General features: G+C 58.7%; 14 protein-coding genes. 7 read left to right on the top strand and 7 right to left on the bottom strand.

Annotated elements, in window-relative coordinates; all coding sequences use genetic code 11:
- Window positions 1–168 precede the first annotated feature (168 nt).
- Window positions 169–1728, top strand: coding sequence for a nitric oxide reductase transcriptional regulator NorR (gene norR / locus PGS10_RS22770; RefSeq protein WP_316423539.1), 1560 nt, complete (start codon window positions 169–171; stop codon window positions 1726–1728).
- Here the strand turns inward: norR and gutQ are convergent.
- From gutQ to srlA, 7 genes are all read right to left on the bottom strand, one after another.
- The gene (gene gutQ / locus PGS10_RS22765) at window positions 1691–2656 is read right to left on the bottom strand and encodes an arabinose-5-phosphate isomerase GutQ (RefSeq protein ID WP_316423538.1); all 966 of its coding nucleotides are present in this window, start codon (window positions 2654–2656) and stop codon (window positions 1691–1693) included. The genes norR and gutQ overlap by 38 nt on opposite strands.
- Window positions 2649–3422 (bottom strand): glucitol operon DNA-binding transcriptional repressor SrlR, encoded by a 774-nt coding sequence (gene srlR, locus PGS10_RS22760; protein WP_315711295.1) that lies wholly within the window; start codon window positions 3420–3422, stop codon window positions 2649–2651. The genes gutQ and srlR overlap by 8 nt, the downstream gene beginning before the upstream one ends.
- A 67-nt stretch (window positions 3423–3489) precedes the next feature.
- Complete coding sequence (gene gutM, locus PGS10_RS22755) at window positions 3490–3849, bottom strand: transcriptional regulator GutM (protein WP_047067140.1); 360 nt, start codon at window positions 3847–3849, stop codon at window positions 3490–3492.
- A gap of 618 nt (window positions 3850–4467) precedes the next feature.
- Window positions 4468–5247 (bottom strand): sorbitol-6-phosphate dehydrogenase, encoded by a 780-nt coding sequence (srlD, locus tag PGS10_RS22750; RefSeq protein ID WP_008806161.1) that lies wholly within the window; start codon window positions 5245–5247, stop codon window positions 4468–4470.
- Window positions 5248–5259: 12 nt separating this feature from the next.
- On the bottom strand, window positions 5260–5622 hold the full coding sequence (gene srlB, locus PGS10_RS22745) for a PTS glucitol/sorbitol transporter subunit IIA (protein ID WP_015703247.1): 363 nt from the start codon (window positions 5620–5622) through the stop codon (window positions 5260–5262).
- A 13-nt stretch (window positions 5623–5635) separates the two neighbouring features.
- The gene (gene srlE / locus PGS10_RS22740) at window positions 5636–6607 is read right to left on the bottom strand and encodes a PTS glucitol/sorbitol transporter subunit IIB (protein WP_047044135.1); all 972 of its coding nucleotides are present in this window, start codon (window positions 6605–6607) and stop codon (window positions 5636–5638) included.
- Window positions 6604–7167: a PTS glucitol/sorbitol transporter subunit IIC gene (srlA, locus tag PGS10_RS22735; RefSeq protein WP_015370048.1), complete on the bottom strand. Its 564-nt coding sequence runs from the start codon at window positions 7165–7167 to the stop codon at window positions 6604–6606. Before srlA ends, srlE begins: the two co-directional genes overlap by 4 nt.
- Before the next feature lie 276 nt (window positions 7168–7443).
- Between srlA and mltB the strand changes: the two genes are divergently transcribed.
- The 6 genes from mltB (at window position 7444) to recA (ending at window position 13069) form a co-directional block, all read left to right on the top strand.
- Window positions 7444–8523, top strand: a complete 1080-nt coding sequence (mltB, locus tag PGS10_RS22730) for a lytic murein transglycosylase B (RefSeq protein ID WP_047079016.1) — start codon at window positions 7444–7446, stop codon at window positions 8521–8523.
- 305 nt (window positions 8524–8828) lie between these two features.
- Window positions 8829–9539 carry a metal ABC transporter ATP-binding protein gene (locus tag PGS10_RS22725; protein WP_072033712.1) on the top strand — a complete coding sequence of 237 codons (711 nt, stop codon included), beginning with the start codon at window positions 8829–8831 and terminating at the stop codon, window positions 9537–9539.
- Window positions 9536–10399, top strand: a complete 864-nt coding sequence (locus tag PGS10_RS22720) for a metal ABC transporter permease (protein ID WP_015370052.1) — start codon at window positions 9536–9538, stop codon at window positions 10397–10399. The genes PGS10_RS22725 and PGS10_RS22720 overlap by 4 nt, the downstream gene beginning before the upstream one ends.
- Window positions 10400–10406: 7 nt before the next feature.
- Window positions 10407–11285 (top strand): metal ABC transporter substrate-binding protein, encoded by an 879-nt coding sequence (locus tag PGS10_RS22715; protein WP_015703242.1) that lies wholly within the window; start codon window positions 10407–10409, stop codon window positions 11283–11285.
- Window positions 11286–11423: 138 nt separating this feature from the next.
- Window positions 11424–11921, top strand: coding sequence for a nicotinamide-nucleotide amidase (pncC, locus tag PGS10_RS22710; RefSeq protein ID WP_020078118.1), 498 nt, complete (start codon window positions 11424–11426; stop codon window positions 11919–11921).
- A gap of 89 nt (window positions 11922–12010) precedes the next feature.
- The gene (gene recA / locus PGS10_RS22705; protein ID WP_015370055.1) at window positions 12011–13069 is read left to right on the top strand and encodes a recombinase RecA; all 1059 of its coding nucleotides are present in this window, start codon (window positions 12011–12013) and stop codon (window positions 13067–13069) included.
- The last annotated feature ends 45 nt before the right edge of the window (window positions 13070–13114 follow it).

The raw sequence follows: 13114 nt of genomic DNA, 5'->3' as shown, positions 1-13114 counted from the left end.
GTGTGTTTAAACTCAGTTGATTGGCTTATATCAAGTTGCGTGCCAACTTTTTAATTCATTGATAATTAGCTATTTTTAATTTTTTCTGATTTTAGTTGCTGTCAAAATGACAATGATTAAAATAGTCGTTATGACAATGTGTATTGTCAAAATGACAATGGAGCGGCAATGAGTTTTTCCGTCGACGAGTTGGCGAGAATCGCCATTGATTTACAAAGCGATATCGGTCATGCCGACCGTTTTTCGCGCCTGATTACTACCCTGCGGCAGATTCTCGGCTGCGATGCCTCGGCGCTGCTGCGCTACGAGGCGCATCAGTTTGTGCCGCTGGCGATTGATGGCCTGGCGCAGGATGTGCTTGGTCGTCGCTTTGCCCTGGAAGGACACCCGCGGCTTGAGGCGATTGCGCGTGCCGGGGATGTGGTGCGCTTCCCGGCGGATAGCGACTTGCCCGACCCCTACGACGGGCTGATCCCCGGTCATGAGAGCCTGAAGGTTCACGCCTGCGTTGGCCTGCCGCTGTTCGCCGGGCAGACGCTGATTGGCGCGCTGACCCTTGACGGCATGGATGCCGACCGTTTCGATAGCTTCAGCGATGAAGAGCTGCGGTTGATTGCCGCGCTGGTGGCTGGCGCCTTGAATAACGCGCTGCTCATCGCCCGCCTTGAGGCGCAAAACGTGTTGCCGGCGCAGCCGGTGGATTACGCGCAGCCTGAGCGTCAGGAGATTATCGGCCTGTCGGCGCCTATGCTGCAGCTGAAAAAAGAGATCGATATCGTCGCCGCCTCGGATTTAAACGTACTGATTAGCGGCGAAACCGGCACCGGTAAAGAGCTGGTGGCGAAGGCGGTGCATCAGGGGTCGCCGCGAGCAGCTAATCCGCTGGTCTATCTCAACTGCGCGGCGCTGCCGGAAAGCGTGGCGGAGAGCGAGCTGTTCGGCCATGTGAAAGGGGCGTTTACCGGGGCTATCAGCAACCGCAGCGGTAAATTTGAGATGGCTGATAACGGCACCTTGTTCCTTGACGAAATCGGCGAACTGTCGCTGGCGCTGCAGGCGAAACTGCTGCGCGTGCTGCAGTATGGCGATATTCAGCGCGTCGGCGATGACCGCAGCCTGCGGGTCGATGTGCGGGTGCTGGCGGCGACTAACCGCGATCTGCGCCAGGAGGTGGTGGAAGGGCGCTTTCGCGCCGATCTGTACCATCGGCTGAGCGTCTTCCCGCTATCGGTTCCGGCGCTACGCGAGCGAGAAAACGATGTGGTGCTGCTGGCGGGCTATTTCTGTGAGCAGTGTCGCCTGCGGATGGGGCTGGCGCGGGTCATTTTGGCTGAGGCGGCGCGAAACAGGCTGCAGCAGTGGTCCTGGCCGGGCAACGTGCGCGAACTGGAGCATGCTATTCACCGGGCGGTGGTGCTGGCGCGGGCCACCCAGGCCGGCGATGAAGTGGTGCTGGAGCCGCAGCATTTCCAGTTTGCGGTGGCGGCGCCGATGTTGCCGACTGAGACGGCGGCAGCGGCGGCAGCGGCGCCAGCGACGGGAAACGTCAATCTGCGCGAGGCGACCGAAGCTTTTCAGCGAGAAGCGATTAGCCGCGCGCTGGAGGCGAACCAGCGCAACTGGGCGGCGACCGCCCGTGCGCTGGAACTGGACGTCGCCAACCTGCATCGGCTGGCGAAACGTCTGGGGCTTAAAGGATCCCTGCCTGGTAAAAGTTCTGCAGGTTGATGGCGCCGACCAGTTGGCCGTTTTCATCCACTACCGGCGCGGCGCTGATTTTGTGTTTCATCAACCGCTCTTTGGCTTCCACCGCGCGGCTTTCCGCCTGCAGCGTCACGCCGTTGCGGGTCATCGCCTGAGTGACGCCATCGTTGAGCGTACCGCCAGCAACCAGCCAGCGGCGCAGGTCGCCGTCGGTGAAAACGCCCTGCACGCGGTTGGCTTCATCGCAGACAGCCACCAGGCCGAGTCCGGTTCGGCTTAGTTCAAGCATGGCGTCCATGACGTTAGCCTCGGTATTGACCCGCGGCACTTCTTCGTCGCGGCGCATCAGGTGATGCACTTTGTTCAGCAGACGCGCGCCGAGGGCGCCCGCCGGGTGGGAACGGGCGAAATCTTCTTCATTGAAACCGCGCGCCTGCATCACCGCCATCGCCAGCGCGTCGCCCAGCATCAGCGTGTTGACGGTGCTGGAGGTCGGCGCCAGATGCATCGGGCAGGCTTCGCGCTCCACGGCGATATCCAGCGCCGCTTTCGCAGCCAGCGCCAGCGGCGAGGTGGATTTGCCGGTCATCGCCAGCAGCGGAATGGATTTCTCTTCCAGCCGCGGCACGATGAGATCCAGCTCTTTCGCGCTACCGGAGTAGGAGATAAACAGCATCACGTCGCGGCTATCGAGCATGCCGAGATCGCCGTGCAGTGCTTCCGCCGGATGGACGAAAAAGGCCGGGGTGCCGGTGCTGGCGAAGGTTGCCGCCAGCTTTTTACCGATGTGGCCGGATTTACCGATACCGGAGACAATCAGTTTGCCCTCGCAGTGGATGATGGTTTCCGCCGCGCGGATGAAGTCGTCGCCCAGGCGTTCCGGCAGGCGGCTCGCCTCCTGCAGCTCAAGCATCAGGGTCTGGCGTCCGGCCTCTAACAAAAAGTTACTCATGATGTTCTCCAGTAATAATGACTTCAATACCTTGTGCTTCCAGCGCCCGCTGGAATTCAGGGTCAATATCGGCATCGGTAATCAATTTATCCACGCGTTCAAGGCCGCAGACAATGTTGGGACTTTTACGGCCAAACTTGGATGAGTCGGCCATCAGGATCACTTCGCGGGCGGCGTTACACATCGCCTTACTTACGGTATACACCTCATTAAAGGTGGTGACACCCGCAACCAGATCAATGCCATCGGTGCCCATAAACAGCTTGTCGAAGCTGAATTGTTCGAAGGCGTTTTCCGCCAGTTGGCCGTGAAAGGAGGCCGATTTTTTACGGAAGGTGCCGCCCGGCATCAGGATGGTCTGCTCGTTATCCAGCTCGGAAAGCGCGTTGACGATATGCAGGCTGTTGGTCATCACCGTGATGTTATTGAAGCGGCTCAGCAACGGCACCATCTGCAGCACGGTGCTGCCGGCGTCGAGGATAAGTGAATCGCCATCGTGGATGTATCGTACGGCGGCCTCGGCAATCTGCGCTTTCTTGTGGGTGTTGATCAGCGTCTTGTGGTCGATAGGCGGGTCGGCCTCGTCTTTATTTAACACTACGCCGCCGTAGGTGCGGATGACGGTCCCGGCATTCTCCAGAATCACCAGATCCTTGCGGATAGTGGTGCCGGTGGTGTCGAAGTGTTGCGCCAGCTCTTCGACCGAGCATTTGCCCTGCGATTGCAGGTGCTCGAGAATGGCTGCCTGGCGCTGACGTGGTTTCATAGGCGTTGTATCCTGCGTTTAAGTTTCGAAGTGATAATTTCGCAAGATATTAACTTTCACAACGAAATTATGCATGTTTCGGATTAAGCGCTAATGATAGTGCATTCTGACAGAGCGGATCATTGGGAAAGATCACATCAGGCTGCAATTCCTCGAGATGTTTACCGGTAAGCGTGGGAATTTTTCGCGGGCTGGCGAAGACGGTGAGTCCCTTCATCAACAGCGTATCGCAAATACGATCGTTTTCATCGACGGCGATAGCGACAATCGCGCGCGGTTTAAAGCGCCCGGAGGAACGGCCGACGCCAACGCGGCCCTGCTGGCAAAGGCTATCAAAGGCGCGATTGAAGCGGCGGATCTGCCAGCCGCCGAAAGCCAGTTGGCAAAGCCAGGCAATAGCGGCGACGGTAATGAGTGCGGTAACCATAATGTCTCCTGAAGGTGTGATGCCGGGTACAACCCGGGTACCGTTTTTTGTCGGGTGGCGGCTAACGCCTGACCCGACCTACGCCGGCATATGGTCTGTAGGCCCGCGCAAGCGTAGCTCCGCTGGGCAATAACCGCGGGTAAAGAGCTACTTTCGCGCCGGATGGCGGCTGCGCCTTATCCGGCCTACGGTCCGTGCCATTGTGAGCTTAAGATCTCTATCTTGTAACCATGGCTACTGAAACTGCGGTGTTGGTGGCCTCAAAATCGCAGAGACGTTCCCGGAAGGCCGGGGCAGCCCGCATGGATGCGGGCTGAGGGCCGTGATTTGCAGGGACGCTGCCTCGGCCCGACCCGGAGCCTGCCGGGATAAGTCGAAGGCACCACGAAGTGGCGATTTTGGCGGCCAGAGCCCGGGAGTACAGAGGGCGGCGGCGACTGGCCGCCCTCTGTGCGCTCCCTGCGCCATGAGAGCCATAACGCAGAAGAAATATCGGGAGCGCAATCTGCTCTGAAATAATAAAAAACAACTGTTTTTCCCCAATCAAAACCGTTGCAAACCGATAACAGTATCTATGGTTTTTTTGCCCGGATAAGCGCAGCGCCATCCGGGAACCTTTTAAAACATCACCTGGCCGCCGGTGACGTTAATCGACTGCCCGGTGCAGTACGACGCCTGCGGGCTGGCGTAAAACATCAATACATTCAGCACATCCTGGTAATCGCAGCCGCGTTTCAACGGCACCTTATCGATGTAGTACTGCTCGACTTCGCTCTCATCAATGCCGAGCTTGGTGGCGTACTGCGGCAGCAGCGACTGGAACATCGGTGATTTCAACAGATTGCCGAGCATCAGCGAATGCACGGTAATGCCGTATTCCGCCAGATCCAGCGCCAGCGACTGGGTCAGCCCGACGCCGCCGAACTTCGCCGCGCTATAGCCTGAGTTATGCTTACTGCCGACTTTGCCGGATTTCGAGTTGATCTGAATGATGCGACCTTTGATGCCATCGCGGATCATCAGCCGTGAGAACTCGCGGGCGCAGAGGAAATAGCCCACCAGGTTGACCTGCAGCGAGCGGTCAAAATCGCCCAGCGCGAAGTCGCTAATAAAGGCGGCCTTAGCGATACCGGCGCTGTAGACCAGGAGATCGACGCGCGTGAAAATCTCATCTACGCCGTGGGCCAGCGCCGTGACGCTGGCTTCGCTGGTGGCGTCGGCGCCGAAGCCGTATGCCGTACCTTCGCCATATTCAGCGTTGATCTCCTGGGCGACGCGGCTGGCTTTTTCACTTTGGATATCGACCACCGCCACGCGGTAGCCCTCGGCGGCCAGACCGCGGCACAGAAACTCTCCTAAGGTTTGTCCGCCACCTATGACAACAGCAACCTGATTCATCTTTCTCTCCTTCTAAGCAACAAATTTCAGTACACAGCCGGTCGCGATGGCGTCCGGTACCGGGCCCGCGACGTGAACGGTTCCGGGAAACTCCGCCTGACGATGGCCGTCAAAGCGCAGGGTGATGTGGCCCAGCTCGCGCAGGTTTTGCTCGGCGACCTCGCCGACGGCGGTCACCGGATAATGCCGATCGCCGAGCTGTAGCTCTGCGCCCGGGCGCAGCTCGCCGCACAGCTCGCCGTGGTTGTGAATAAAGCAATACTCTTCGATATCCGCCGGGGCGCCCTCGCGGAAGGTAATGAGCATCTGTTCTTCCAGCGCCGTCGCCGCGCTGGCGCCGATACGGGTAATAGTGGTGTGGTAAATGACGGTCATCTTCAGGAACCTCTTATTGGTAAATAAATCCGGAAACGAACCACGCGATCAGCACGGTTGGCGCGCCGGTGAGGAAGCGGCTGACCAGCACCGACGGCACGCCGACGCGTACGGTATCCTGACGGGCTTCGGCCAGCGACAGGCCTACCGGGATAAAATCGCAGGCGGCCTGGGCATTAATGGCAAACAGCGCGGGCAGGGCGAGGTGCGGTGGAATGTTGCCAAGGCCGATCTGGACGCCGATCAGCACGCCGATCACCTGGGCTATCACCGCGCCGGGGCCGAGAAACGGCGATAACAACGGGAAGGAGCAGATCAGCGCCAGCGTCACCAGCCCCAGCGGATGGCTGGCGAGCGGCGCCAGGCCGTGGGCAATCCAATCGCCGATGCCGGAGGCCATGATGATGCCGATCAGCGCCGAGACGAAGGCCATAAACGGCAGAATGGTTTTCAGCACCGTATCAATGGTGTCGCGCCCGGCCTGGAACAGCACCGCGACCACTGAACCCATCCCCATCCCGACCTTAGCCAGCAGGCCGTCGCTCTGTTCGGTAATCTTCTTGCTGGTATCGTAATCGCGGCCCGCGGCGGGGAGTGGTTGCACTGCCGTCTCGCCGCTATCTTCCAGCAGTTTGATGTTCTCTTCTTTTACTCCGGAGACGTAAATATCTTCGACGATGTACTGCGCCAGCGGCCCGGATTTACCGGTGGCGTGGATGTTGATGGTCGGAATACGGCGCTTCGGATAGAGGCCGCAGCGTAGGGTACCGCCGCAGTCAATAATGGCGATGCCGATTTCGCTTTCCGCCGGTTCACCCTCTTTAAATCCATCAACCGCCTGCCAGCCGGTCAGGCTGGCGAGCGTATCGACGATCGCCGGGCGGGTGCCTGCGGTGATATAGACAATCTTTTTGCCCTCAACGACGTCGAGCTCAAGCGGGCCGCCCCAACCGCCGGTCCCTTTTTCAATACGAATACGGGTCATGATGTCGCTCCTGACAGACGCACTTTCTGGTCAAGTTGAATCGCCATTTTTCTCTCGAAAATAGAGGTGGTCAGGTCGGTGACCCAGCCGCGGAAGAAGTTGGTTACCAGGCCAACCAGCAGGTAGCTCACCGCCAGCGGGCCAAGCGGCAGGCCTAGCGTGGTGAGGCCGTTGGCGATGCCGAGATAAACAAACAGCTCGCCGGGGTTGATGTGCGGAAACAGTCCGTTCATCGAATGACAGCTATAGGAGGCCGCCGCGTAGTAGCTCGGTTTGTATTTCTCCGGCATAAAGCGGCCAAGGCTTAAGGTCATGGGATTGCAGAAGACAAAGGTGCCGATGCAGGGCAGCAGCAGGTAACGGGTAAGCGGGTTGCCGGCGCAGCGCTGCGCCAGCTTTTCGATCCGCTGCTGGCCGATAAAGTTGATCAGCGCGTTCATGATCACCAGCAGGCTTATCAGCAGCGGCAGGATACCGGTCACCATACCGGTAAACACCTCGCCGCCTTTCTGAAACAGGCCGATGAACCACTCAGCGCCGTGGGTAACGATTTCAATCATTGTTCTCTCCTTCAGCGTATTATTTTTCTTGCTAACTGGAGGCTGATTTTAATCACTTTGAAAGGTTTAAAAGTGTTAAATTGATCGCAAAATGAAAGATAAATATTTTATTTTGAAAGTTTGTGCGCGATGAGTGAAAAAATTAACGTGCGGATCGAATGCGGAGAACGTGCAAAAAAAGAACTATTTTGTCTGCAAATGTATTGCCGCTTCCTTGTTGGCGGGCGCATGCTTTACCATAATTACCCTTTGCCGATTTTGTTAAATGGAATTCCCATGTTGAAGCGTCGCTATCTGGCTTTACTCCCTTTATGTGCACTTCTCGCTGCCTGCAGCAGCAAACCTAAGACCCCCGCGGAAGCGGAGATGGCGAGCGGAACCGGCGGCTTTTTGCTGGAACCGCAGCATAACGTGATGCAGATGGGCGGCGATTTCGCCAATAACCCAGCGGCGGCGCAGTTCATCGATAAGATGGTGGCGAAGCACGGCTTCGATAGACAGCAGCTCCAGGAGATCCTGTCGCAGGCCAAGCGCCTGGACTACGTGTTGCGACTGATGGATCGCCAGGCGCCGAGCGGGCTGCCGCCGACCGGGCCAAACGGCGCCTGGTTACGCTATAAGAAACAGTTTATTACGCCGGATAACGTGCAGAACGGCGTGGTGTTCTGGAACCAGTATCAGGACGCGCTGAACCGCGCGTATCAGGTCTACGGCGTACCGCCGGAAATCATCGTCGGCATTATCGGCGTGGAAACCCGTTGGGGCCGGGTGATGGGCAAAACGCGCATCCTCGATGCGCTGGCGACGCTGTCATTCAACTATCCGCGCCGCGCGGAATACTTCTCCTCTGAGCTGGAAACCTTCCTGCTGATGGCGCGCAGCGAAAGCGATGACCCGCTGGATCTGAAAGGCTCCTTTGCCGGCGCGATGGGCTACGGCCAGTTTATGCCGTCGTCCTATAAGCAATACGCGGTGGACTTCAACGGCGATGGACATATCAACCTGTGGGATCCGGTTGATGCCATCGGCAGCGTGGCGAACTACTTTAAACAGCACGGCTGGGTGAGCGGCGATAACGTTGCGGTGCAGGCGCTGGGCCAGGCGCCGGGTCTGGATAACGGCTTTAAAACCAAATACAGCATTTCACAGCTGTCGGCGGCGGGGTTAACCCCAACGCAGCCGCTGGGCAACCATCAGCAGGCCAGTCTGCTGCGGCTGGATATCGGCACCGGGTACCAGTACTGGTATGGTCTGCCGAACTTCTACACTATCACCCGATATAACCACAGCACCCACTACGCGATGGCTGTCTGGCAGCTGGGGCTGGCGGTTTCGCAGGCCCGCGGCGGGTATTGATCCTTTCATCCAGCCGACAGATTTCGAGTTCCCCGGATGGCGGCGCGTAGCGCCTTATCCGGGCTACGGTCTGGTATCCGGTTGGTAGCCCCGGGACGCCGCGCTTATCCATCCGTTTTTTCCCTTCTGCATGCCTTTTGTTGACCTTTGTTACATTTCCTCTCGCTGACGCAGATTTACATTCTTTTCTGAATCCCATATTGTTATGTTATAACATTTTATTGGGGCGGGAATATGTTCACATCGGTTTTTATGGCATCCGGCGCGGCGCGCGTGGCAATCGCCTGCGGACTGCTGGCGGCGCTATGGCTGGCCACATGGTGGGCGGTGGCGCTGCCATGATTGAGTTGGATCATCTGGTTGCCGGGTATGAAGGCATGGCAATCACTCCGGCGATGAGCGGCGTGATTGCGGCGGGAAGCCTGACGGCGATTGTCGGGCTTAATGGCTGCGGTAAATCGACGCTGCTGAAAACGCTGGCTGGATTTATTCCACCGGTTAGCGGACGGCTTAACTGGCGCAAAGGGCGGCCCGTGGTCGGCTGGCTGGCGCAGCGCCATGCCCTGGAATCACAGTTTCCGCTGCTGGTGCGCGATGTCGTCAGTCAGGGGGCCTGGCCGCGGGTCTCGCTGCTGCGCGGTCTGGGCGGCGACGAGCGTCGGCGCATCGCCGCGGCGCTCGAGCGGGTGGGGATCAGCGCGCTGACTAATACGCCAATTGAAGAGCTCTCGGGCGGCCAGTTCCAGCGCATGCTCTTTGCCAGGGTGATGGTGCAACAGGCGCCGCTGGTGATGTTGGACGAGCCGTTTACCGGCGTCGATGAGGCCACCAGCCGCGAGCTGATGGCGCTTATCGTCGATATGCACCGCCAGGGGCAAACGATACTGGCGGTGCTGCACGATAACCAGTGCGTGGCCGATTTCTTTCCCGAGACGCTGCTGCTTGAACCCCAGCACGCGCGCTGGGGCGAGACGTCAAGTGTGCTTCCCGCCTTCAACACCGCGAGGCAGGCATGATCTGGCATACCTTTTTTCAACCTTTTATTGAATTTGGCTTTATGCGCCGGGCGCTGGTGGTGTGCTTCGCGCTGTCGCTGAGCACCACCATGTTAGGCGTGCTATTGCTGCTGCGACGGATGAGCCTGATGGGCGATGCGCTGTCGCACGCCATTCTGCCGGGAGTGGCGGCGGGTTATCTCCTTAACGGCATGTCGCTGCTGGCGATGAGCGTTGGCGGATTTATCGCCGGGATCGCGGTGGCGCTGGTGGCGGGGTGGGTCAGCCGGCGAACGCCGCTCAAAGAGGACGCCAGTTTTGCCGGGTTTTACCTCGGCTCGCTGGCCCTTGGCGTCACGCTGGTCTCGCTGCGCGGCTCCAGCGTCGATCTGCTGCACCTGCTGTTCGGTTCGATTCTGGCGGTGGATAGCGACGCGGCGTTCTTTGTCACCGGCGTGGCGAGCCTGACGCTGCTGTGCATTGCGCTGTTTTATCGCGGGCTGGTCAGCGAGGCGTTCGATAGCGCCTGGCTACAGGTCAACGCGCGGCGGCTACCGGCGCTGCTGCACGGCCTGTTTCTCGCGCTATTGGTACTGAACCTGGTGGCGGGGTTTCAGGTGCTCGGCACGTTAATGGCGGTAGGGCTGATGATGTTGCCCGCGGTAGCGGCGCGCTGCTGGGCGCGAACGCTGCCGGGCATTTTGTTGCTGGCGGCGGCGATCGGCGCGTTTTGCGCCTGGATGGGATTGAGCCTTTCGTGGGCAGTGAATTTACCCGCCGGGCCCGCCATCGTGCTGACCGCCAGCGTACTGTTTTTTATTTCAGTGTTTTTTGGCACGCGCAGCCGGCTGGTCGTTGGCTGGCGCAAATTAATGGGGTAAGGAAATGATGAAACGAAGTGCAGTGGTGATGGCGTTAGCCGTGGGGCTGATGGCGCAGGGGGCGATAGCAAAAACGCTGAACGTGGTAAGCAGCTTTTCGGTGCTGGGCGATATGGTGCAGCAGGTCGGCGGCGAGCATGTTCATGTCGATACGCTGGTAGGGCCGGATGGCGATCCGCACACCTTTGAACCTTCACCGAAGGATAGCGCGCTGCTCAGCAAAGCCGACGTGGTGGTGGTCAACGGGCTTGGTCTGGAAGGGTGGCTGGATCGGCTGGTGAAAGCGTCCGGTTTTAAGGGCGAATTAGTGGTGGCGTCAAAAGGGGTTAAGACGCATACCCTTGATGAAGACGGTAAAACGGTGACCGATCCCCACGCCTGGAATAGCGCCGCTAATGGCGCGTTGTACGCGCAGAATATCCTTGATGGCCTGGTGAAAGCCGACCCGCAGGATAAAGCGGCGCTCCAGAGCCGCGGTAAGCGTTATATCGAGCAGCTGACGGCAATTGACGGCTGGGCGAAGGCGCAGTTTAGCGCCATCCCGCAGGTGAAGCGTAAAGTGCTGACCAGCCATGATGCTTTCGGCTATTTTGGCCGCGCTTACCACGTGACGTTCCTTGCGCCGCAGGGACTCTCATCCGAGAGCGAAGCTAGCGCGGCGCAGGTGGCGGCGTTGATTAAGCAAATCAAAGCCGATGGCGTGCATACCTGGTTTATGGAGAACCAGCTGGACCCGCGTCTGGTGCAGCAAATCGCTGGCGCGACGGGGGCGCAACCGGGCGGCGAACTCTATCCGGAAGCGCTGTCTAAGCCGGGCGGCGTGGCCGATAGCTACGTTAAAATGCTGCGCCATAACGTCGAGCTCATCGTCAATAGTATGAAGTAGCGAGTTGTCTGGTCGTCCTGGTTGCAGCGGGACGGCCCATTTTTGGATCCCCCCTCGTAAAATCACCAGCTCGTCCCCATATCTCTGCCGAAAGTGCTATCTTTGATGGCCTCTTTATCTGGCTTAAGCGGGGCGAAAATGACCGATTCAGAATTAATGCAGCTAAGCGAACAGGTTGGGCTGGCGCTGAAAGCGCAGGGCGCGACGGTGACCACCGCGGAGTCCTGCACCGGCGGCTGGATAGCCAAAGCGCTGACCGATATTGCCGGTAGCTCAGCGTGGTTTGAGCGCGGTTTCGTGACCTATAGCAACGAAGCCAAATCGCAGATGATTGGCGTGAGCGAAGTGACGTTACTGGATAACGGCGCGGTGAGCGAACCGGTGGTTGTCGAGATGGCAATTGGCGCGCTACGCGCGGCGCGCGCCACCTATGCGGTATCGGTCAGCGGTATCGCCGGCCCGGACGGCGGCAGCGCGGAGAAGCCCGTCGGCACCGTGTGGTTCGGCGTCGCCTGTGCGAACGGGCAGGGCGTGACCCGCCGCGAATGCTTTGCCGGAGACCGCGAAGCGGTGCGTCGTCAGGCGACGGCCTATGCGTTAAATCTGCTCTGGCAACAATTTCTACAAAATACTTGATACTGTATGACCATACAGTATAATTGCCTCAACTGAACAAATATTAACGGCGAAGCGAACGCGCTTCACCTCGCATGACAGGAGTAACAATGGCGATCGACGAAAACAAACAGAAAGCGTTGGCGGCAGCACTGGGCCAGATCGAAAAGCAATTCGGTAAAGGCTCCATCATGCGCCTGGGTGAAGACCGTTCCATGGACGTGGAAACCATCTCCACCGGTTCGCTTTCTCTGGATATCGCGCTCGGCGCAGGCGGTCTGCCAATGGGCCGTATCGTTGAGATCTACGGGCCGGAATCATCGGGTAAAACTACCCTGACGCTGCAGGTTATCGCCGCAGCGCAGCGTGAAGGCAAAACCTGTGCGTTCATCGATGCCGAACACGCGCTGGATCCGGTATATGCCCGCAAGCTGGGCGTTGATATCGACAACCTGCTGTGCTCCCAGCCGGATACCGGCGAGCAGGCGCTGGAAATCTGTGACGCGCTGGCGCGTTCCGGCGCGGTAGACGTTATCGTCGTCGACTCCGTGGCGGCGCTGACGCCGAAGGCGGAAATCGAAGGCGAAATCGGCGACTCTCACATGGGCCTCGCGGCGCGTATGATGAGCCAGGCGATGCGTAAACTGGCTGGTAACCTGAAGCAGTCCAACACGCTGCTGATCTTCATCAACCAGATCCGTATGAAAATCGGCGTGATGTTCGGTAACCCGGAAACCACCACCGGTGGTAACGCGCTGAAGTTCTACGCTTCCGTGCGTCTGGACATTCGCCGCATCGGCGCGGTGAAAGAGGGCGACAACGTCGTCGGCAGCGAAACCCGCGTGAAAGTGGTGAAAAACAAAATCGCCGCGCCGTTCAAACAGGCTGAATTCCAGATCCTCTACGGTGAAGGCATCAACTTCTTCGGCGAGCTGGTTGACCTCGGCGTGAAAGAGAAGCTGATTGAAAAAGCAGGTGCCTGGTATAGCTACAACGGCGACAAAATCGGTCAGGGTAAAGCGAACGCAATCTCCTGGCTGAAAGATAACCCGGCGGCGGCGAAAGAAATTGAGAAGAAGGTTCGCGAACTGCTGCTCAACAACCAGGACTCCACGCCGGACTTCGCGGTTGACGGCAACGACGCAGAAGAAACCGAACAAGATTTCTGATATCGTCTAAAAGAGTAACAAAGGGCTGCTGATGCGGCCCTTTTG

Origin of the sequence: Klebsiella sp. 141153 (genome assembly GCF_032601995.1) — a bacterium.
GTDB classification, from domain to species: domain Bacteria; phylum Pseudomonadota; class Gammaproteobacteria; order Enterobacterales; family Enterobacteriaceae; genus Klebsiella; species Klebsiella aerogenes.
Note: the sequence above shows the minus strand (reverse complement) of the source record. Positions and strands in the feature narration are given on the sequence as shown.

Excerpts from the sequence above, each read along its gene's own strand:
- norR (WP_316423539.1), top strand. The coding sequence starts at position 169 with ATGAGTTTTTCCGTCGACGAGTTGGCGAGAATCGCCATTGATTTACAA.
- gutQ (WP_316423538.1), bottom strand. The coding sequence starts at position 2,656 with ATGAGTAACTTTTTGTTAGAGGCCGGACGCCAGACCCTGATGCTTGAG.
- srlR (WP_315711295.1), bottom strand. The coding sequence starts at position 3,422 with ATGAAACCACGTCAGCGCCAGGCAGCCATTCTCGAGCACCTGCAATCG.
- gutM (WP_047067140.1), bottom strand. The coding sequence starts at position 3,849 with ATGGTTACCGCACTCATTACCGTCGCCGCTATTGCCTGGCTTTGCCAA.
- srlD (WP_008806161.1), bottom strand. The coding sequence starts at position 5,247 with ATGAATCAGGTTGCTGTTGTCATAGGTGGCGGACAAACCTTAGGAGAG.
- srlB (WP_015703247.1), bottom strand. The coding sequence starts at position 5,622 with ATGACCGTCATTTACCACACCACTATTACCCGTATCGGCGCCAGCGCG.
- srlE (WP_047044135.1), bottom strand. The coding sequence starts at position 6,607 with ATGACCCGTATTCGTATTGAAAAAGGGACCGGCGGTTGGGGCGGCCCG.
- srlA (WP_015370048.1), bottom strand. The coding sequence starts at position 7,167 with ATGATTGAAATCGTTACCCACGGCGCTGAGTGGTTCATCGGCCTGTTT.
- mltB (WP_047079016.1), top strand. The coding sequence starts at position 7,444 with ATGTTGAAGCGTCGCTATCTGGCTTTACTCCCTTTATGTGCACTTCTC.
- PGS10_RS22725 (WP_072033712.1), top strand. The coding sequence starts at position 8,829 with ATGGCTGGCCACATGGTGGGCGGTGGCGCTGCCATGATTGAGTTGGAT.
- PGS10_RS22720 (WP_015370052.1), top strand. The coding sequence starts at position 9,536 with ATGATCTGGCATACCTTTTTTCAACCTTTTATTGAATTTGGCTTTATG.
- PGS10_RS22715 (WP_015703242.1), top strand. The coding sequence starts at position 10,407 with ATGAAACGAAGTGCAGTGGTGATGGCGTTAGCCGTGGGGCTGATGGCG.
- pncC (WP_020078118.1), top strand. The coding sequence starts at position 11,424 with ATGACCGATTCAGAATTAATGCAGCTAAGCGAACAGGTTGGGCTGGCG.
- recA (WP_015370055.1), top strand. The coding sequence starts at position 12,011 with ATGGCGATCGACGAAAACAAACAGAAAGCGTTGGCGGCAGCACTGGGC.